Source organism: Nocardioides sp. L-11A (genome assembly GCA_029961745.1).
Classification (GTDB): Bacteria; Actinomycetota; Actinomycetes; order Propionibacteriales; family Nocardioidaceae; genus Nocardioides.
In genome coordinates this window covers 3,376,634-3,395,286 of record CP124680.1, presented here as the reverse complement: position 1 = coordinate 3,395,286, position 18,653 = coordinate 3,376,634, and the positions used below count along the sequence as shown (strand labels likewise).

General features: G+C 72.9%; 18 protein-coding genes. 8 read left to right on the top strand and 10 right to left on the bottom strand.

The window, feature by feature from the left end; translation table 11 throughout:
* Positions 1-149: 149 nt before the first annotated feature.
* The 8 genes from QJ852_16305 to QJ852_16270 form a co-directional block, all read right to left on the bottom strand.
* The gene (locus QJ852_16305; GenBank protein WGX94712.1) at positions 150-812 is read right to left on the bottom strand and encodes a response regulator transcription factor; all 663 of its coding nucleotides are present in this window, start codon (positions 810-812) and stop codon (positions 150-152) included.
* A complete protein-coding gene (locus QJ852_16300) occupies positions 809-2,383 on the bottom strand; it encodes a sensor histidine kinase (GenBank protein ID WGX94711.1) in 1,575 nt (524 codons plus the stop codon). Before QJ852_16300 ends, QJ852_16305 begins: the two co-directional genes overlap by 4 nt.
* Before the next feature lie 29 nt (positions 2,384-2,412).
* Positions 2,413-3,333, bottom strand: a complete 921-nt coding sequence (locus tag QJ852_16295) for a type II secretion system F family protein (GenBank protein WGX94710.1) — start codon at positions 3,331-3,333, stop codon at positions 2,413-2,415.
* On the bottom strand, positions 3,333-5,270 hold the full coding sequence (locus QJ852_16290; protein WGX94709.1) for a type II secretion system F family protein: 1,938 nt from the start codon (positions 5,268-5,270) through the stop codon (positions 3,333-3,335). The genes QJ852_16295 and QJ852_16290 overlap by 1 nt, the downstream gene beginning before the upstream one ends.
* Positions 5,270-6,799 carry a CpaF family protein gene (locus QJ852_16285; GenBank protein ID WGX94708.1) on the bottom strand — a complete coding sequence of 510 codons (1,530 nt, stop codon included), beginning with the start codon at positions 6,797-6,799 and terminating at the stop codon, positions 5,270-5,272. The genes QJ852_16290 and QJ852_16285 overlap by 1 nt, the downstream gene beginning before the upstream one ends.
* Before the next feature lie 2 nt (positions 6,800-6,801).
* Complete coding sequence (locus QJ852_16280; protein ID WGX94707.1) at positions 6,802-7,989, bottom strand: AAA family ATPase; 1,188 nt, start codon at positions 7,987-7,989, stop codon at positions 6,802-6,804.
* A 9-nt stretch (positions 7,990-7,998) separates the two neighbouring features.
* Entirely contained in the window at positions 7,999-8,718 is a 720-nt protein-coding gene (locus QJ852_16275) for a hypothetical protein (protein WGX94706.1), read from the bottom strand.
* 196 nt (positions 8,719-8,914) lie between these two features.
* Positions 8,915-10,705, bottom strand: coding sequence for an AMP-dependent synthetase/ligase (locus tag QJ852_16270; protein ID WGX94705.1), 1,791 nt, complete (start codon positions 10,703-10,705; stop codon positions 8,915-8,917).
* A gap of 114 nt (positions 10,706-10,819) precedes the next feature.
* Between QJ852_16270 and QJ852_16265 the strand changes: the two genes are divergently transcribed.
* Genes QJ852_16265 through QJ852_16245 form a run of 5 tightly spaced genes read left to right on the top strand, consistent with a single transcriptional unit; the run spans position 10,820 to position 14,773 of the window.
* Entirely contained in the window at positions 10,820-11,275 is a 456-nt protein-coding gene (locus QJ852_16265; GenBank protein WGX94704.1) for an SRPBCC family protein, read from the top strand.
* An 11-nt stretch (positions 11,276-11,286) separates the two neighbouring features.
* Entirely contained in the window at positions 11,287-12,510 is a 1,224-nt protein-coding gene (locus QJ852_16260; protein WGX94703.1) for an ArsA family ATPase, read from the top strand.
* Positions 12,500-12,922 carry a hypothetical protein gene (locus QJ852_16255; protein WGX94702.1) on the top strand — a complete coding sequence of 141 codons (423 nt, stop codon included), beginning with the start codon at positions 12,500-12,502 and terminating at the stop codon, positions 12,920-12,922. Before QJ852_16260 ends, QJ852_16255 begins: the two co-directional genes overlap by 11 nt.
* Positions 12,919-13,848, top strand: coding sequence for an ROK family glucokinase (locus tag QJ852_16250; protein WGX94701.1), 930 nt, complete (start codon positions 12,919-12,921; stop codon positions 13,846-13,848). Before QJ852_16255 ends, QJ852_16250 begins: the two co-directional genes overlap by 4 nt.
* Before the next feature lie 10 nt (positions 13,849-13,858).
* Positions 13,859-14,773 (top strand): ROK family protein, encoded by a 915-nt coding sequence (locus QJ852_16245; GenBank protein WGX94700.1) that lies wholly within the window; start codon positions 13,859-13,861, stop codon positions 14,771-14,773.
* A 25-nt stretch (positions 14,774-14,798) separates the two neighbouring features.
* Here the strand turns inward: QJ852_16245 and QJ852_16240 are convergent, their stop codons facing one another.
* Together QJ852_16240 and QJ852_16235 are read right to left on the bottom strand one after the other, a co-directional pair.
* A complete protein-coding gene (locus tag QJ852_16240; GenBank protein ID WGX94699.1) occupies positions 14,799-15,218 on the bottom strand; it encodes a hypothetical protein in 420 nt (139 codons plus the stop codon).
* Positions 15,219-15,222: 4 nt separating this feature from the next.
* Complete coding sequence (locus QJ852_16235) at positions 15,223-16,026, bottom strand: alpha/beta fold hydrolase (protein ID WGX94698.1); 804 nt, start codon at positions 16,024-16,026, stop codon at positions 15,223-15,225.
* A gap of 99 nt (positions 16,027-16,125) precedes the next feature.
* Here QJ852_16235 and QJ852_16230 point away from each other — a divergent pair, with 99 nt between their 5' ends.
* Genes QJ852_16230 through QJ852_16220 form a run of 3 tightly spaced genes read left to right on the top strand, consistent with a single transcriptional unit; the run spans position 16,126 to position 18,508 of the window.
* Positions 16,126-16,845, top strand: coding sequence for a lysophospholipid acyltransferase family protein (locus QJ852_16230; protein WGX94697.1), 720 nt, complete (start codon positions 16,126-16,128; stop codon positions 16,843-16,845).
* A gap of 11 nt (positions 16,846-16,856) precedes the next feature.
* Positions 16,857-17,999 carry a DUF5931 domain-containing protein gene (locus QJ852_16225; protein WGX94696.1) on the top strand — a complete coding sequence of 381 codons (1,143 nt, stop codon included), beginning with the start codon at positions 16,857-16,859 and terminating at the stop codon, positions 17,997-17,999.
* Complete coding sequence (locus QJ852_16220; GenBank protein ID WGX94695.1) at positions 17,996-18,508, top strand: flavin reductase; 513 nt, start codon at positions 17,996-17,998, stop codon at positions 18,506-18,508. The genes QJ852_16225 and QJ852_16220 overlap by 4 nt, the downstream gene beginning before the upstream one ends.
* Positions 18,509-18,653: the final 145 nt, after the last annotated feature.

Genomic DNA, 18,653 nt, shown 5'->3' with positions numbered 1-18,653 from the left:
TGCGTGTCCCCGGGGAGTGCTCCCCGATAGCCGGAACTCTGCCGGAATCGTCCCGGTGACGGATCGGGAGTTCGTCTTCTCGCGGCTAGTCACTTCGGACTAGCGCCGGACCCCGTGCTACGGGTCCCGGGGGTGCGGCCGCGCCGGACTCAGCGGGCCGACGGCTGCACGGTCGAGAGCAGCCCGATCCGCATCGCGGTGACCAGCGCCTGGGCCCGGTTGGCGGCGCCCAGCTTCTGGTAGATCCGGGCGATGTGGGACTTGGTGGTCGACTCCGACAGGTAGAGCCGCTGACCGATCGCCGCGGCGTTGAGGCCCTCGGCGAGCAGCAGCAGCACGTCGTGCTCACGCTCGGTGAGCGCGGTCGACTCGGCCGACTGGCGGCGCATCATCGCCCCGACCAGGCCCGCGCAGACGAAGGCCTTGGGGGAGACCGCGGCGTGCCGCGCCGCCTTGATCACCTCGGTGGACGGAGCGTCCTTGCCGACGAAGCCGGACGCGCCGGCCTGCATGGCGGCGAAGATCTGCTCGTCGCCGGAGTGCATGGTCAGCACGATCAGGCCCACCTCGTCGCTCTCCCGGCGCAGGGTGCGGACCACGTCGAGCCCGGTGCCGTCCTGCATCTGCAGGTCGGTGATCACCACGTCGGGGCGCACCTCGTGGTAGCGCTGCACGCCCTCGGCCACCGAGCCGGCCGTCGCGACGACGCTGAGGTCCGGCTCCAGGTCGATGACGGCGCCGAGGCCGTCGCGGATCAGCTCGTGGTCGTCGATCAAGAGGACGGTGGTCGAGTCACCCGCGGGGTGGTTCATCGCTGCTCCGTGAGGATCGGGGAGGCGCCTTCGGTGGTGAGCGTGCTCCGGGGGATCTTGAGGGCGACCGTGACCGTCAGGCCCCGGCTGGCGTTGTCGCGGACCAGGAGATCCGCGCCGATCAGTCTGGCACGTTCGCGCATGATCTTCAGCCCGTGCGAGTCGGATCGGGCCGTCTGCAGGCCGACGCCGTCGTCGGTGACGGTGATGACCGCCTCGGGGGCGTAGACCTGGCAGCGGACGTCGATGGACGTCGCGCGGGCGTGCTTGACCGCGTTGTTCATCGCCTCCTGGGCGATCCGGAAGAGCTCGGCCTCCACCTCGGGCCGCAGCCGGGTGGGCTGCTCGTCGAGCCGGACCCGGATCGGGATGCCGGAGGCCTCGGAGAGGTGGCGCGCGACATTGCTGATGGCGGCGCCGAGGCTCTCGCTCTCGCCGATGCTGGTGCGCAGGTTCATCACCGACTGGCGCACCTCCGCGACCACCTTCGACACCCGCTCGCGCAGCATGCCGAGGGCCTGGGCCTGCTGCTCGTCGGCCGGCCGCGCGGCGAGCGCGTCGATGATGTAGCCGAGGGAGGCGATGTCCTGGGCGACGCCGTCGTGCATCTCGCGGGCGAGTCGGTTGCGCTCGTCGGCGGTGGCGGCATCGCGGAACTGGGCGAACAGCAGGGCCGCGTCCAGCTTGACCGCCATGTCGGCGAGATCGCGCGCGACCGAGGCGAGGGGCAGGGCGCGGCCGACGTCGGAGCCGACGGGGCGCAGGCCGGCGACGATGGCCTGCTCGCTGACCCGGAAGGCGAAGCCCTCGCCGATCTCGACGGGGTGACCGGCTTCGGGGGCCTGCAGCCGGACGTCGCCGGCGAGCGTCTCGACCGCGATCGCGTCGGCCGGCTCGAGCTCGACCGTCGAAGCCACCGGGGACAGGGTGTCGCCCCGGGGGACGTACAGCACGAGGGCGCGGTTGGGGATGTCGTCGCTGACCTGGCTGAGCAGCTCGCCGCCCAGCGCACCGACGTCGAGGCCGGAGCTCAGGCTGCCGGCCAGGTCGTTGAGCTGCTTGAGGTGCTCCTGGGCGTCGCGATAGGGCGCCAGCGGGTCCGTGACCCGGTCGGAGGAGAAGGTGACCGCCGCGATCAGGCTCAGGCCCAGGCCGGCCATGGTCCAGGTGAAGATCGCCACCGCCTGGTCAGCCGAGACGTTCTCCCACCACATCAGGCCGAGGGCGACCACGGTGATCAGCTCGACCAGCACGGTCCGGAGCATGGTCCGCACCCCGGCGATCGCGGTGGCATAGAGCGGGGGGACGACGAGAGCGGCGAGGATCACCGGTGCGTCGATCATGCCGAGGGCGCAGACCACGCCGATGGCCGCGGCCTCGGTCGCCGGGCTGAGCGAGAGCTCCAGCTCGCGACGGGTCGCCGTCGCTGCCTGGTAGATCCAGATCCCGCCGACGGCCGCGAGTGCGAGCAGGCCCTGCTCCTGGTGGAACCAGGCGATCGGGCCGCCGATGGCCAGCAGCGCGAAGAGGCGCGCCGCGCCCACCACCGCGTAGGTCTGGCTGCTGGGCATGGTCTCCACCCTAGTGCCGTGCCGCCCGCTCAGTTGCCGTTGAACGCGTCGATCGCGTTCAACACCGCTGGGCCCATCACCACCACAAACAGGCACGGCAGGATGAAGAGGATCAGCGGGATCATGATCTTGACCGGCACCTGCTGCGCCTTCTCCTCGGCGTACTGGCGTCGCTTGACCCGGATCTCGCTGGACTGCACGCGCAGCACCTGGCCGATCGGGATGCCGAAGGCGTCGGCCTGCACCATCGAGCCCACGAAGGTGTTGAGGTCCTCGACGTTGCTGCGCGCCCCCATCGCCTTGAGGGCGTCCGAGCGGCTCATGCCGAGCTGCATCTCGCGCAGCACCCGGGAGAACTCCTCGGCCACCGGTCCGTCGGTGTTGCGGGCGACCTGCTGGACCGCGGCGTCGAAGCCGAGGCCGGCCTCCACGCTGATGGTGAGCAGGTCGACGGCGTCGGCCAGGGACCGGCGGATCTGGTCGGCCCGGTGGGCCGACTTGTTCTGGAGATAGAGATCGGGGCCCATGAAGCCGAGGGCGGCAGCCGCAATGGCGATGACCACGAGAGTGGTAGGTGAGCCGCCGAGCATGGCTCCGTAGGCGAGAACGACGATCGGCAGGATGACGGCGAACAGCACCTTCATCGAGAGCACTCGGTCGACGGTCCAACCTTGCGGATTGCCGGCGAGATCGAGTCGTCGCCGAAGCCTCTCAGCTTTGTCGGCACCGGTCAGGCGCCGCCCGAGCGTCAGGGCGCGGGCCTGGAAAGGGGCCAGGATGCGCTCGGCGAAGGGTGGATCGACCTCGTCGACCAGTTCCTGTCCGGCATGACCGGACCTCTCAAGCGCCTCGAGGGCGCGGGCCAGGCCCTGGGGCTGCTCCTTGGCGAAGGCGGCACCGAGCGCCGCGATGGCGCCGGCGAAGAGGATGAGGGCGAGCAGCAGAAGCATCAGAGGTCCACCTTCACCATGCGGGACATCCAGAAGGTGCCGACAGCCATCCAGACGGCACCGAATCCCAGCAGGATCCAGCCGCGGAGATCGGCCACCAGCGGGTTGAGGAACTCACGGTTGGTGAGGAACAGGTAGACGGCGAAGACGGGCGGCAGCGCGCAGAGGATCACCGCGGACATCCGGCCCTCGGCGGAGAGGGCCCGGACGTGCCGGCGCAGGAACTGCCGCTCGCGCATCGTCGCGGCGACCGTGGTCAGCAGCTCGGCGAGATTGCCGCCGACCTGGCGCTGGATCCGGATCGCCATCACGGCCCACCGGAAGTCCTTGCTCTGGAAGCGGTCGGCGACGCCGTCGAAGGCGTCCTCGATCGCCACGCCGATCCGGGCCTCGACCAGCACCCGCTTGAACTCCGAGGCGATCGGCTCGGGGCCCTCGCGGACCACGGTGTCGACCGCCTGGGCCAGGGACAGGCCGGCGCTCAGCGCCCCGGACAGGAGCTGGAGGACCTCGGGGAGCGCAGCGTCGAAGGCGCGGCGCCGGCGCCCGGCCATGTAGGTGAGGTACAGCGGGGGCAGGAAGAAGGCAACGACCATCAGCAGGATGCCGACGATGATGCTGCCCCGACCGAGGAGCAGCCCGATCACACCGCCGGCGAGCACCGTGCCGATGTGGAGCAGCAGCCACTCCGAGGGCTTGAACTCGCTGCCGGCCGCAGCGAGACGCCGGGTCATCCGGTCGTTGAGGGCGCTGTTGCGCTCCAGGATCCCCGCGGCGGCGGCCTTGGCCTGGTCGAGCACCGGGTCGGCCTGGGGCTTGTGCTGCTCCCGCTCCTCGAGCCCCGTCACCCGCGTGCTGTACGCCGTCACGCGGTCCGCGATGCTCATCGGGGCCGGACGGGCGGGGACGAGCAGCAGGGCCACGGCGAGCAGGCCGGCGGCGAACACGCCGATGCCGACCCACAGCAGCCAGTCGGGTGCGGTCCAGCCGGTGCCGTCGTCGGAGATCGTGGGCAGCGGCGCGGCGGTCCCGGGCGTGCTGGCGGTCTCGATCTTGGCGAGGGCGCGGGCCACCACCGGCTCGCCGGCAGCGGTCGGCAGGGTGACCTGGACGGTCGCCACGTCGGCCGAGAAGCCGTCCGGCAGGGGCGCCGTGACGAGGACCTGGTCGGCCAGGGCCTCGGCCTGCTCGGCGAAGGCCGCGGCCAGGGCGCTGCCGCTGGAGGTGATCACGTCGCCCTTGCCGGCCTCGGCGATCGCGCGCAGCGGGGTGAGCTGGTCCTCGGGGAGGTCGAGGCCGACGATGTGGACCCGGGTGCCCGCGTCCTCGATCGCGGCGGTCGCGTCCTCCAGGGCGGCGCTGCTCCCGGCGTCGGCACCGTCGGAGAGCAGCAGCAGCGACCGCTGCCCGCTGTCGCCCGCGAGATCGGTGGCGGCGATGACGCCGTCGTAGAGCAGCGTGTTGCGTTGCAGGGACAGACCGCCGATCACCGTCCGGGCCGCGGCGCGGTCGGTCGTGGGCTCGAGGGCGACCTCCACGGTGCTGTCGAAGGTGACGATGCCGACCTCGACGTCCTCGGGGACGGCGGCGAGATAGGTGGTGGCGGCGCGCTGGGCGGCCTCGAACCGACCCTGCTTGCGCATCGAGTTGCTGGTGTCGATGACCAGCACGGTGGTCCGCCTGACCGCCGACCCGGAGCTGGTGCTGGTCGCGGCGGCGTCCAGCTCGTCGCCGTCGAGCGTCGCGCGCACCCCGGCGAGGTCGACGCGGACGCCGGCCGGGACGTCGACGAGGATCCGGATGCCGTCGCCGGTGGACTCGACGTGGGCGATGCCGCCGTCCGCGGCGTGGGCCGGACCGGCGACCAGCAGCGCGAGCAGGGCGAGCAGGGCGGTCAGCAGCGACGCGACCCCGCGGACAGTGCGCTGCCGGCGCATCAGATGCGTTCCGTCCGGAAGATCGTCGGGTCGACCGCGACGTTGGCGTAGGCGAGCTTCTCCAGGAACTTCGGGCGCAGCCCGGTGGAGCGGAGCCGGCCCAGGACCCGGCCGTTCTCGTCGAAGCCGGCCGAGTTGTCGAAGACGAAGACGTCCTGGAGGGTGATGATGTCGCCCTCCATCCGCTCCACCTCGGTGATGTGGGTGATCCGGCGCGAGCCGTCCTTGAAACGGGTCTGGTGCACGATCAGGTCGACCGCGGACGCGACCTGCTCGCGGATCGCGCGGATCGGCAGCTCCATGCCGGCCATCAGCACCATCGTCTCCATGCGGGAGAGGGTGTCGCGCGGCCCGTTGGAGTGCAGGGTGCAGATGGAGCCGTCGTGGCCGGTGTTCATGGCCTGGAGCATGTCGAGGGCGGAGGCGTCGCGGACCTCGCCGACGACGATGCGGTCGGGCCGCATCCGCAGGCTGTTGCGGACCAGGTCGCGGATGGTCACCGCGCCCTTGCCCTCGATGTTGGCGGGCCGCGACTCGAGCCGGACGACGTGGTCCTGCTTGAGCTGGAGCTCGGCGGCGTCCTCGATCGTGACGATCCGCTCGTCGGTGGGGATGAAGGAGGACAGCACGTTGAGCGTCGTCGTCTTCCCGGCGCCCGTGCCGCCGGAGACGATGATGTTGAGCCGGCCCCGGACGCAGGCGTCGAGGAAGTCGGCCGTCTGCGGCGTCAGCGACCCGAAGTTGATCAGGTCCTGCACGGTCAGCGGGTCGGTCGAGAACTTGCGGATGGTCAGCGCGGAGCCGTCGATCGCCAGGGGCGGGACGATGGCGTTGACGCGGCTGCCGTCGGGCAGGCGCGCGTCGACCATGGGGGAGGACTCGTCGACCCGACGGCCGATGCGGGACACGATCTTGTCGATCGTGCGGCGCAGGTGCGCCTCGTCGGCGAAGTGCGCCTCGACCTTGACCAGTCGGCCGTCCTTCTCCAGCCAGACGTCGTCGTGGCCGTTGACCATCACCTCGGAGACCTCGGGGTCGCGCAGGTACGGGTCGATCGGGCCGTAGCCGAGGATGTCGTCGGTGATCTCCTGGGTGACCCGGGCCCGGTCGGCCGCGCTGAGCGGCCGGTCCTGGGCGCCGAGGACGTCGGAGAGGACGGTGCGGACGGTGCGGTCCAGCTCGTCCTGGTCCATCTCGGCGTCGTAGAGGTGCGGGCCGAGCTGCTTGATCAGCTCGGCGTGCACGCTGGACTTGAGGTCCTCGAGCCGGTCGGACTCGGTGCCGGCGATCCGGCGGCCGCCTCGGCTCTCGCCGGCCGCCGCGGCGGCTCGGGAGGACAGCGGGCCGGGGGTCCTGCGCTCGGTCGCGGCGGGCTCCGGCGCCGCCGCGGCCGGGACCTCGGCGGTCGACTCGGACACACCGACGACCTCGGCGAGGAGCTCGGCGTCGGCCGAGGGCGTCGCGGCATGCCGGCCCTGGGCCGCAGCCTCACGGCGGGCGGCGGCGAGACGCTCGGAGAGGCTGGACACGACTAGCTCCTTCCGCGCCGGAACAGCCCGCGCGAGCGAGGTGCCTCGGTCGGCTGCGGGGCCGCGGCCGCCGGTGCCGGGATCGGCTCGCCGGTCACCGACGCGGCGAGGTGCGCGTAGGCGAGGCTCGCCGGGTGCCCCGGCTTGTGGGAGACGATCGGGGTGCCGGCGTTGGTGGCGGCGGCGATGTCGACGGCGGTGGCGACCTGGGCACTCACCGGCATGCCGAGGATGCTCTCGACCTTCTCGACGCTGATGCCGACCTGGTCGTCGGCGCGGTTGAGCAGGAGGTGCCGGTGCCCGCGGGCGATGCTGAGCATGTCCATCGTCTCGAGAGCGACCTTGACGTTCTTGAGCGTGGGTACGTCGAGCGTCGCGACGATCACGCACTCGTCGGTCTCGTCCAGCGCGGTCAGGGTCGCGTCGTCGAACGACGGCGAGGTGTCGACGACGATGTAGTCGAAGCCGTCGCGCAGGGCGCGCAGGATCCGGGAGATCAGCAGCGGCGTGACCCGTTCGCGCACGTCGGGGTGGGCCGGCGCCGCGAGCACGGTCAGCGTGTCCTGGTGCCGGGTCAGCAAGCCCTCGAGCATCGCGAGGTCGATGGAGTCCTCGGAGCCCACGGCCTGCTCGATCGAGTGGGTCGGGAAGAGCTGCATCGTGATGGCGACGTCGCCGAACGCGAGGTCGAGGTCGACGAGGCAGACCTTGCGGGCGCCGCGATCGGTGAGGGCCAGGGCCAGGTTGACCGACGAGGTGGTCTTGCCGACGCCGCCCTTGGGGGAGAACACGGTCACGACCCGGCCCAGCTGCCGGGCGCCGCCCGGCCCGCGCAGGGCCTGATAGAGCTGGTGGGCGCGCTCGATCGCGCTCGTCAGCGCCTTCTCGTCGCCGCCGGCGACGACGACGTCGCGGACGCCGGCCTGCATCGCCCGGGTGAGGACCTCGGTGTCGAAGTGGTCGCGGACCAGGACGACGCTGACGGTCGGTCGCTTGATGCGTAGCTCCTCCGAGGTCGCGAGCGCCGAGAGCAGCTCGACCGACGGCCCGAGGGCGACGACGTACTCGTCAGGGTGCTGGTCGAGCCACGCCAGCGCCCGCTCGGTCGTGGCGACCGCCTGGGAGCCGGTGGGCATCGCCCGGACCAGGCTGTCGACGAGGGTGGGATCCTGTTCGACGAGAACCGGCATGAGACGACCTCACTCGCTGTCGCGGATGGTGGCGCAGGGTCCGGTCTTGTCGAGCTGGACCTCGCTCTCCGAGTTCAGCAGGGCCACGGACAGCTTGCCGCGCTCACGGCCGTCCTGGAGCCACTCGAACTGCTGCTGGGTCACCGCCAGGTGCAGCGCCGGAGCGCTGCCCTCGGTCGCGCCGCCCTCCACCGTGGTCGTGGTCTGCGCGCCCTTGGAGAGCACCGTCACGCGGTCGATGAGCAGGCAGGTGGGCGTGGCGGGGTTGACCGTGAGGAAGACGGCGAGCTGCGACCCGGGCTCGATGAAGGAGCCCACCGGGAGGTCGAAGGACTCCGGCTTGGCGATCATGCCCTGCGGCAGCGGCAGTGACGCGACGTCGACGGTGTCGCCGACCCCGCCGAACTTCGTCGACAGCAGCTGCTCGCCGGCGTACAGCGTGGTCAGTGCGACCTTGCCGTCGAGGTTGCCGAGATCACCCTGGCGCAGGGCGTTGTCGAGGACCTGGCCCTGCGGGACCTCGGTCTCGGCGAGCTTGCCGGTGTCGAGGGCGGACTTGATGCTCTCACCGGGGAGGACGGTCTTCCCGGCGGCGACCGTGACGACCTTGGTCGTCTGGTACTTCTCCGCGGCACGGGACTCGGCGCCGCGGGCGAACACGAAGACCAGCCCGACACCGAGCGCGGCGATCACCGCGGCCACGACGAGCAACAATCTGCGACGGTCCACTTCAGAGCCCTCCCGCTCCCCATGTGTGAGTCCCGCAGCTCCCGGCTGCAGCGCACCGCGAGGCTAGCGAAGACGGCGCCCGTGGCGTGAGCGAAATCGCCAAATGCCGCTGAATGATGTCCGATCGCAACCTGCGGGATGGCCCGTCGGGACTATGGTCCCTCGCGGGTCCCGTGGGATAGGGACCCCTCGGGACCTAGTGGTAGAGCGCGGCGATCTCGTCGCGGCACTCCCGCAGCACGACGTTCCGCTTCAGCTTCAGGCTCGGCGTCACCTGGCCGGCCTCCTCGGTCCAGTCCGTCGGCAGGATCGCGAACTTCCTGATCGACTCCGCCTTGGAGACCGCCTTGTTGGCCTCGTCGACCGCGGCCTGGACCTCCGCGCGCAGGTCCTCGTCGTCGACGAGGTCGGCGACCTTGCCGGACTTGCCGTGCCGCTCCGCCCAGGCCGGGAAGGCCTCCTCGTCGATGGTCACGAGCGCTGCGATGAAGGGCTGGCCGTCGCCCACGACCAGGCACTGACTGACCAGCGCCGAGGCCCGGACCCGATCCTCGAGCACCGCGGGGGCGACGTTCTTGCCGCCGGCGGTCACGAGGATCTCCTTCTTGCGCCCGGTGATCCGCACGAAGCCCTCGTCGTCGACCTCGCCGACGTCGCCGGTGTGGAACCAGCCCTCGCCGTCGATCGCCTCGGTGGTGGCCTCCGGATTGTTCCAGTACCCGGTGAAGACCTGGCCGCCGCGGAACAGCAGCTCGCCGTCGTCCGCGATCCGTACGGCGGTGCCGGGGATCGGTCGCCCGACGGTGCCGACCTTCTGGGCGTCCGGGAGGTTGACGGTGAGCGCGGCGGTGGTCTCGGTGAGGCCGTAGCCCTCGAGCACGGTCACCCCGATCCCGCGGTAGAAGTGGCCGAGCCGGTCGCCGAGCGGGGCGCCGCCGGACACGGCGAACTCGCAGTTGCCGCCGAGCGCCGCGCGGAGCTTGGCGTAGACCAGCCGCGAGAAGACGGCGTGCTGGGCGCGCACGCGGATCGGCATCCGGCCGCCGTCGAGGGCGCGGGAGTAGGCGATCGCGGTCTCCGCGGCGCGGTCGAAGATCCTGCCCCTGCCGTCGGCGGTGGCCTTCTGCGACGCGGTGTTGAAGACCTTCTCGAACACGCGCGGCACGGCGAGGATGAAGGTCGGGCGGAAGGTCGCCAGCTGGGGGAGCAGGTTCTTGATGTCGGCACTGTGGCCCAGGCGGGTGCGGGACTTCACGCAGCCCACCTGGATGATCCGCGCGAACACGTGCGCCAGGGGCAGGAAGAGCAGCGTCGAGGCGCCCTCGGTGTCGAAGAGTCGCTCCAGCTCGGCCACCGCGACGCAGAGCTCGGTCTGGAAGTTGTCGTGGGTGAGCATGCAGCCCTTGGGACGACCGGTGGTGCCCGAGGTGTAGATCAGGGTCGCGAGGTCGCCGGGGCCGGCGGTGCGCCGCCGGGCTTCCAGGTCATCGTCGCTGACGTCCGCGCCGAGCGCGGTCAGCGTGGCGATCGCGCCGTCGTCGAGCGTCCACAGGTGTTCCAGCGCGGTCAGCCGGGCGCGCGTGGCGTCGACCCGGGCGCGGTGCCCGGCGTCCTCGCAGACGACCGCCCGGGCGCCCGAGTCGGAGAGGATCCAGTTGATCTGCTCCTCCGAGGACGACTCGTAGATCGGCACCGTCGCCGCGCCCGCGAACCAGATCGCGTAGTCGAGCAGCGTCCACTCGTAGCGGGTCCGCGAGATGATCGCGACTCGGTCGCCGGCTTGCAGCCCGGCCGCCAGCAGTCCCTTGGCGACCGCGGCGACCTCGCCGAGGAACTCGGCGCAGGTGACGTCCGCCCAGCCGCCGTCGTCCGTGGCGCGGCTGAACTGCACCGCCTGCGGCGCCTCGGCCGCGTTGCGGACCACGTCGTCGGTGAGATTGCCGGTAGTCGGGATCTCGATGGTCTGCGGGGTGGAGTACTCGCGCACCGTTTCTCCTGGTCTGACGCGCCGGTAACAAGCGCCAGCAGCCTACTCCGGGCCCCGCCGTGACCTGCGGCACGCCGCGGACCCCGCGCTCCGGAGGTCCGGTAGCCTTCCGGCATGGCCGAACAGACGTCCTCGTCGATCGTCGTCGACGCACCTGCCGCGGATGTGATGGCCGTCATCGCCGACTTCGCGGCCTACCCGCAGTGGGCCAAGGGCGTCACCGTCGCCGAGGTCCGCTCGGCGTACGACGACAGCGACTCCGCCCAGGCGGGTCGGGCGCGCGAGGTCTTCTTCGCCCTCGACGTCTCGCCGATCAAGGACGAGTACACCCTCGCCTACGTCTGGGACGGCGACCGCCAGGTCACCTGGACCCTGGTCGAGGGCAAGATGCTCAAGGCGCTGGAGGGCGCCTACGTCCTGCGCGAGAGCGGCGGCGCGACCGAGGTCACCTACCGGCTCGCCCTCGACGTCTCGATCCCGCTCATCGGCATGCTCAAGCGCAAGGGCGAGAAGATCCTCATCGACACCGCGCTCAAGGGCCTGAAGAAGCGCGTCGAGTCCGGCAGCTGAGGCCTGCCGGCGTGCGGATCGTTCTCTTCACCGGCAAGGGCGGAGTCGGCAAGTCCACCGTCGCGGCCGGTACGGCGGCCCTCGCGGCCGCGCGGGGCCTGCGCACGCTGGTGATCTCGACCGATGCCGCACACTCGCTGGCCGACGCGTACGGCGCGGTCGGGGTCGCGACGGGTTCGACCAACCGGAGCGCCGAGCCCACGGAGGTGGCCGCGGGCCTGTTCCTCCAGCAGGTCGACGCCCAGCTGCGGTTCGAGCAGTCCTGGGCCGACATCCAGCGCTACCTCCTCTCGGTGCTCGACGCGGTCGGCATGGATCCGGTCGCCGCGGAGGAGATGACGGTCATCCCGGGGGCCGAGGAGGTGCTGGCCCTGCTGGAGCTGCGCCAGCATGCCCGCTCGGGACGCTGGGACGTGATCGTCGTCGACTGCGCGCCCACCGCGGAGACCCTCCGGCTGCTGGCGCTGCCCGAGGCGCTCGGCTGGTACCTCGAGCGGCTGCTGCCGATCCAGCGGCGCCTGGTCCGCGCACTGCGGCCGGTGCTCAACCGTGCGGCCGGCGTACCGATGCCGGGGGACGCGGTCTTCGATGCGATCACCCGCCTGCACGGCGAGCTCGACGACGTCCGTGGGCTGCTCTCGGGGCCCGAGGCGAGCGTGCGCCTCGTGCTCACCCCCGAGCAGGTCGTGCTCGCCGAGGCCCGCCGCGCCTACACGAGTCTGTGCCTGTTCGGCTACCGCGTCGACGGGGTGGTCGCCAACCGGGTCTTCCCCGACGGAGACGGCGATCCCTGGCGGGCCGGCTGGGTCGCGGCCCAGGCCGGCGTGCTCGCCGAGGTGGCCCAGTCGTTCGGGGGACTGCCGGTGTGGACCTCCGAGTACCAGGCCGCCGAGCCCGTCGGCGTCAGCGCGTTGGCGGAGCTCGCCGCCGGCCTGTACGACGGCGCCGACCCGCTCGCCGTACCAGCGGGGGAGGGGCCGTTCCGGGTCACCCGCGGCGAGTCCGGCGCGGTCGCCCACCTCGCGCTGCCGTTCGTGACCCGGTCCGAGGTCGACCTCGCGCGCAACGGCGACGAACTGGTGATGACCGTGGGCTCCTACCGGCGGCTGATGACGCTCCCGCCGGGCCTGGCCCGGCTGCGGGTGGTGGGCGCGAGCGTGGTCGAGGGTGAGCTGCGGGTACGGTTCGCGGAGCCCGATCCGGTGGCGATGGGAGACCAGCACCATGCCCGATGAGCCCGATGAGCCCGATGACAGCGTCGGCAGCGTCGGCGAGGAGGCGATGAAGCTCCTCGGCGCCTTCGCCGACCTGGCCAAGCAGCACACCGGCGACACTGCCGGAGGGCTCGGCAACCTGTCCGGGCTCGCCGGCCAGGCCGCGGCCATGGCGCACGACGTCAACGAGCACCTCGCGACCGATGCGGCCGAGTGCCGCTACTGCCCGGTGTGCCGGGTGGTGCATGCGGTCCGGCAGACCTCGCCCGAGGTCAAGGCGCACCTGGCGGTGGCCGCCTCCTCGCTGCTCCAGGCCGCGGCCGGCCTGCTCGAGACGCTGCCCCAGCCGCCCGACAGCGGCTCCGGTGCCCCGCGCGGGCCCGAGGTGCAGCACATCGACCTCGACGACGACGGGCCGGACCCGGCACCGTGACCGGCGACCTGACCTGCGGGATCGACATCGGCGGCACCAAGATCGCCGGTGCCGTGGTCGACGCCGCCGGCACCGTCGTCGCCGAGGCACGGGTCGAGTCGCCGGCGGCCGACGCCGCCGCGATCGGTACGACGGTCGCGGACCTGGTCGCCGGCCTGACTGCGGCGCAGGCGGTGCGCGCGGTCGGCGTGGGCGCCGCCGGCTATGTCGCCGCGGACCGGTCGACCGTGCTCTTCGCCCCCAACATCGCCTGGCGCGATGAACCGCTCGGCGCCGACCTGGCCCGGCGCACCGGCCTGCCCGTGGTCGTCGAGAACGACGCCAACGCCGCGGCCTGGGGCGAGTTCCGCCACGGTGCCGGTCGCGGCGCCGACGACCAGCTCATGGTGACGGTCGGCACCGGCGTCGGCGGTGGTGTCGTCACCGGCGGCCGGCTGCTGCGCGGCGCCCACGGGGTCGCTGCCGAGATCGGCCACCTGTGCGTCGTCCCCGACGGGCTGCCGTGCGGGTGCGGCAACCGCGGCTGTCTGGAGTCCTACGCCAGCGGCACCGCGCTCGTCCGCGCGGCACGGTCCGCGCCGAGTCCCGCGATCCTCGACGCCGCCGGCGGCGACCCGGCGGCGATCACCGGGCCGATGGTCACCGCGGCGGCCGCGGCCGGCGACGTCGTCGCGATCGGTCATCTCGCCGATCTGGGTCGCTGGCTGGGCCACGGCATCGCCTCGCTGGTCGCCGTCCTCGACCCCGCCGTGGTCGTCGTCGGCGGCGGCGTCGCGGCGGCCGGCGACCTGCTGCTCGCGCCGGTCCGGGCGGCGTTCGACAGCGAGCTGACCGGCCGGGGCCACCGGCCCGGGCCCGCGATCGTGCCGGCCGCCCTCGGCAACCGCGCCGGCGTGATCGGTGCCGCGGACCTCGCGCGGGGATGAGCACGCGAGGATGAGCGGGGCCGGGAGCTACGTCGGCGTCGATGTCGGCGGCACCAAGGTGCTGGCGGTGCGCCTGTCCGCCGCCGGCGCGGTGGAGGCGACCGCGACCCGGCCGATGCCGGGCGTCTCGGCGGGACCGGAGGCGGTGGAGGAGGCGGTGGTGCTCGCCGCCCGCGACGTGTCCGCCGGGGCCCGGCCGGCCGGCCTCGGCGTCTCCGCTGCGGGGCTGGTGGACGCGGCCGGGGAGCGCTTCCTGTTCGGTGCCCACCTGCCGTGGCGCGACGCCCCGGTGCGCCAGGCGATCGCCGAGCGGACCGGACTGTCCGTCGTCCTCGACAACGACGCCAACTGCGCGGCGTACGCCGAGCTCGTGGCCGGTGCCGCCCGCGGGGTGCGGTCCGCGCTGCTCATCACCATCGGCACCGGCATCGGCGGCGCCGTCGTCCTCGACGGACGGGTGGTCCGTGGGGCGCACGGCCTGGCGGGGGAGTTCGGCCACATGCAGGCCGTGCCGGACGGCCTGGCCTGCGAGTGCGGCCTGCGCGGCTGCTGGGAGCAGTACTGCAGCGGCCGCGCGCTGGAGCGAGTGACCCGGGTCGCGCTCGGCCGTCACCTCGACGGTCCCGAGGTGACGGCGCTGGCACTGGCCGGGGACCAGGTCGCGCTGCACTCGTTCGCCTCGATCGGCACCTGGCTCGGCGTCGGCTCGGCCGCCCTGGTCTCGGCCTTCGACCCCGAGGTCGTCGTGGTCGGCGGCGGTGTCTCGGCCGTCGGCGACCTGCTGCTGGGCCCGGCCCGGCGGGCGCTCGCCGGCTCGTTGCAGGGCACCGCCTACCGCGCGGTCCCCGCCCTCGTCCCCGCCCGGCTCGGGCCGGAGGCGGGCGCCATCGGCGCCGCCCTGCTCGCGCGCGACGGGCGCGCCTGACCGCGGCGTACCGCGGCTCGGCCGCTCAGACGCGCGCGCCGTCGTCCCACGGGTCGCGGGGCGGGCCGGGCGAGCGGATCACGAGATAGCAGAAGCCGCCCACGAACCAGGCCACGAGCAGCCACCCCAGCCAGGACGGCATGCCCAGGCCGAGCACGAGGAAGACCAGCAGCACGGCCGGCGCCCCGAACACCCCGAGCCAGGCGAGCATCCGGTCCGGGGGCGGCACGGGCACCGGCGGCGCCTGGGCGGGGACGAAGCGGTCCTCGTCGGCCTGGTCGAGGTCGTCGTACGTGTCGTCGTAGCGGTCGTCGTAGGACTCGGGCGCCGGACCGGGGTCGGCATCGTCCTCGTCGTCGGGGGTCTCCAACTCGACGCGCTCGCCGTAGTTGTCGACGATCGCCTGCCAGGCCGCGTCGTCGTAGTCCGGGTCGTCCCGCTGCACGCCCTCAGGCTACGCCCTGGGCGGAGGAGGTCACCCGCGCGACGAACGCAGCGGACTCCGCGAAGATCGTCGGTGCGTCGTTGTCGAGCGTCGCCACGTGGTAGCTCTCGGGCAGCGCGACCCGCGTCACGTCGGCCGACGAGACGCCGCCGATCACGAGCGGCTCGGTGGCGTCGTCGACGACGTGGTCGTCGGCCGAGCGGAAGTAGACGAGGGGAGCGGTGATCCGCGGCAGGTCGGCACGCAGGGCCGGCCAGGCCTGCATCAGCGAGTGGATCGCCTTCAGCGGGGTCCGGTCGTAGCCGTGCTCCAGCACCCCCGGCTTCTTGATGTCGCCGGCGATCGCGGGGAAGGACGACACCAGGTGCTTGAGCACCGGAAGCAGCTTGACGTCCAGCCGTCTGGTGGCGACGGCCGGGTTGACGACCATCACGCCCGCGACCTCGTCGGGCCGGTCGGCGGCCAGTCGCAGCACGAGCGCCCCGCCCATCGAGAGCCCGCCGACGACGACCGCGTCGTGCTCGGCCCGCAGCGCGTCGAAGACCCGGGTGAGCTCGGCGTACCAGTCGGCCCAGCGCCGGGTGTTGAGGTCCTGCCAGGTGGTGCCGTGCCCGGGCAGCAGGGGCACGGCGACGGCGTACCCGAGGGCGCCGAGGTGCTCACCCCACGGGCGCATCGACGCCGGCGAGCCGGTGAACCCGTGACTGAGCAGGACGGCGATCCGGCGCCCGCCCGTCAGCTCGGGGCGGGCCGCGATCGTGAGCGGCGCGGTCAGGTCGGTCCCACGGTCCGGAGTGCTCGGCGGCATGGCGAGATTGTGCCGCACCACCGCTAGGCTGCCTCAGTGGCGCCCATGCGGGCGGGCGCAGGTCGATGAACGGTGCTTGATTCTGGGAGGTTCGGTCGCTTGTTCTACTGGTTCCTGAAGTTCGTCGCCCTCGGGCCGCTGCTGAAGGTCGTCTTCCGTCCCCGGGCCGAAGGCGTGGAGAACGTCCCCGCGACCGGCCCGGCGATCCTCGCCAGCAACCACCTGTCGTACGCCGACTGGCTCTTCATGCCGCTGGTGATCCCGCGGATGGTGCGCTTCGTCGCCAAGGCCGAGTACTTCACCTCGCCCGGCGTCAAGGGCTGGTTGCAGAAGAACTTCTTCAGCGGCACCGGCAACATCCCGATCGACCGGGCCAGCGGCGACGCGGCGTCCGGTGCCCTGGTGTCGGCCAAGCGCGTCCTCGCCGAGGGCGAGCTGTTCGGGATCTACCCCGAGGGCACCCGCTCGCACGACGGTCGGCTCTACCGCGGCAAGACCGGCATCGCCCGGCTCGCCCTGGAGACCGGCGTCCCCGTCATCCCGGTGGCCGTCGTCGGCACCGACGTCGTGGCGCCCCCGGGCAAGAAGTTCGGCCGGATCACCCGCCCGACCGTCCGCTTCGGCAAGCCGCTCGACTTCTCGCGCTACGCCGGCATGGAGAACGACCGGTTCATCCTGCGCTCGATCACCGACGAGATCATGTACGAGATCATGCGGCTCTCCCAGCAGGAGTACGTCGACATGTACGCCACCCGCGCCAAGGCGGAGTCGCGGCGCAGCGATCGCGGCGACGGCGAGCCCGGCAAGCTGGCGTCCTGACCGACGGACCGGTGACCGACGGGGGGAGCACCACACGGGCCGCGATCGCGGTCGAGGACCGCATGTTCCGCGCCCTGGCGGTGCTGCGGGTCGTCGTCCTCGGGTACGCCGTGGCCCTCAACGCCTACCGTGCCAACTTCGACCACCCGGTGCTCGGCTGGACCTGCGTCGGGGTGATGGTCGTCGCGACCGTCGCGGCGATCGTCGTGTACGCCGCGCCGGAGCGCCGGGTGCCCGCCGTCCTGCTGGGCGACCTCGCGCTGGCGGTCGCCCTGCTGCTCGCGACACCGGTCGTCAAGGGCGCCTGGTTCCAGGCCACCATCCCCGGCTACTGGATCGTCGGCGCCCTCCTCGCCTGGGCGATCCGCTACGGCTGGCGCGGCGGGACGGTCGCGGCCGTGCTGCTCGGCGCCGTCGACCTGCTCAGCCGCTCCCACGTCGCGCAGAAGGACTGGGGCAACGTCTTCCTCATCCTGCTCGGCGGCTCGATGGTCGGCTTCGTCTGCGAGTCGCTGAAGGAGATGGCCGCCGAGCGGGACCGGGCCCAGCGCGAGGCGGCCGCGGCGGCCGAGCGCACCCGGCTGGCCCGCGCCGTCCACGACGGCGTGCTGCAGGTCCTCGCGCTGGTCCAGCGGCAGGGCGGCGAGCTCGGCCGGGCCGCCGGCGTCCAGGAGCAGGCGCTGCGCACCCTGATCCGCTCGCAGGACGCGGTCACCACGACGTCCCCGGACGCCGCGGCCGGGCGGGCCGACCTCGCCGCGGCGCTCACCGCGCTGGCCTCGCGCCCGCGCACGGAGGTGGGCGTGCCGGCGGGGCCGATCGAGCTGCCGGCCCACGCCGTGACCGAGCTGGTGGCGGTGGTCCGGGCCTGTCTCGACAACGTCGAGCGGCATGTCGGCGTCGACGCGCCCGCCTGGGTGCTCGTGGAGGACCTCGGCGACCGGGTCGAGGTGAGCGTCCGCGACGACGGGCCCGGGATCGCCGACGGCCGGCTGGCGGCCGCCGAGCAGGAGGGCCGGCTCGGTGTCGTCGAGTCCATCCGGGGCCGGGTGCGCGACCTCGGTGGGACCGCCACGCTCGACACCGGCGGCTACGGCACCGAATGGACCTTCGCCGTACCCCGGGACGGTCGCGCACGGGAGGACGGACGATGACCATCCACAGCACCCATCCCTTCGCCGAGGCGGACCCCGACCCGGCCCGCCGGTTCCGCGGCCGGGCCGGTGGTGCGGTCACGCTGTGGACCGCCGGCGATGTGGACGACCGCGCCGGGCTGACGGTCACCTCCCTCATGGTCGCCCTCGGCCCCGAGCCCGCGGTGCTGGCGCTGCTCGACCCCGACTCCGACCTGCTCGAGGTGCTCCGCGACACCGGCCGTGGCGTGGTCCAGCTGCTGGCGTGGGCCGACCGCCAGCTCGCCGAGGCCTTCGCCGGTACGGCGCCCGCGCCCGGTGGCCCGTTCCGGCAGGCCGAGTTCGCTGCCACTGCCTACGGCCCGCGGCTCGCGACGGCCCGCACCTGGGCCGGCGTCCGGCTGCGGGACGAGCGCCCGGTCGGCTGGTCGGTCGAGGTCACCGCCGCCATCGAGCAGGTCGAGATCGGCGACGACGAGGCCGGCTCCGAGGCCCTCCTGCACCGGCGTGGTCGCTTCCACCGCGGTTGAGTCCGCAGCACCCCCACGAGCGTGGTCCGGGGACCATCCCGACGGATCGACCCGGCCGTGCTCGACCGGCGCACCACGTGGCTGCAGGAGCACGTGCCGTCCACCTGACCTCGCACGCACGTCGGCGGCCATCATCTAGGGTCCC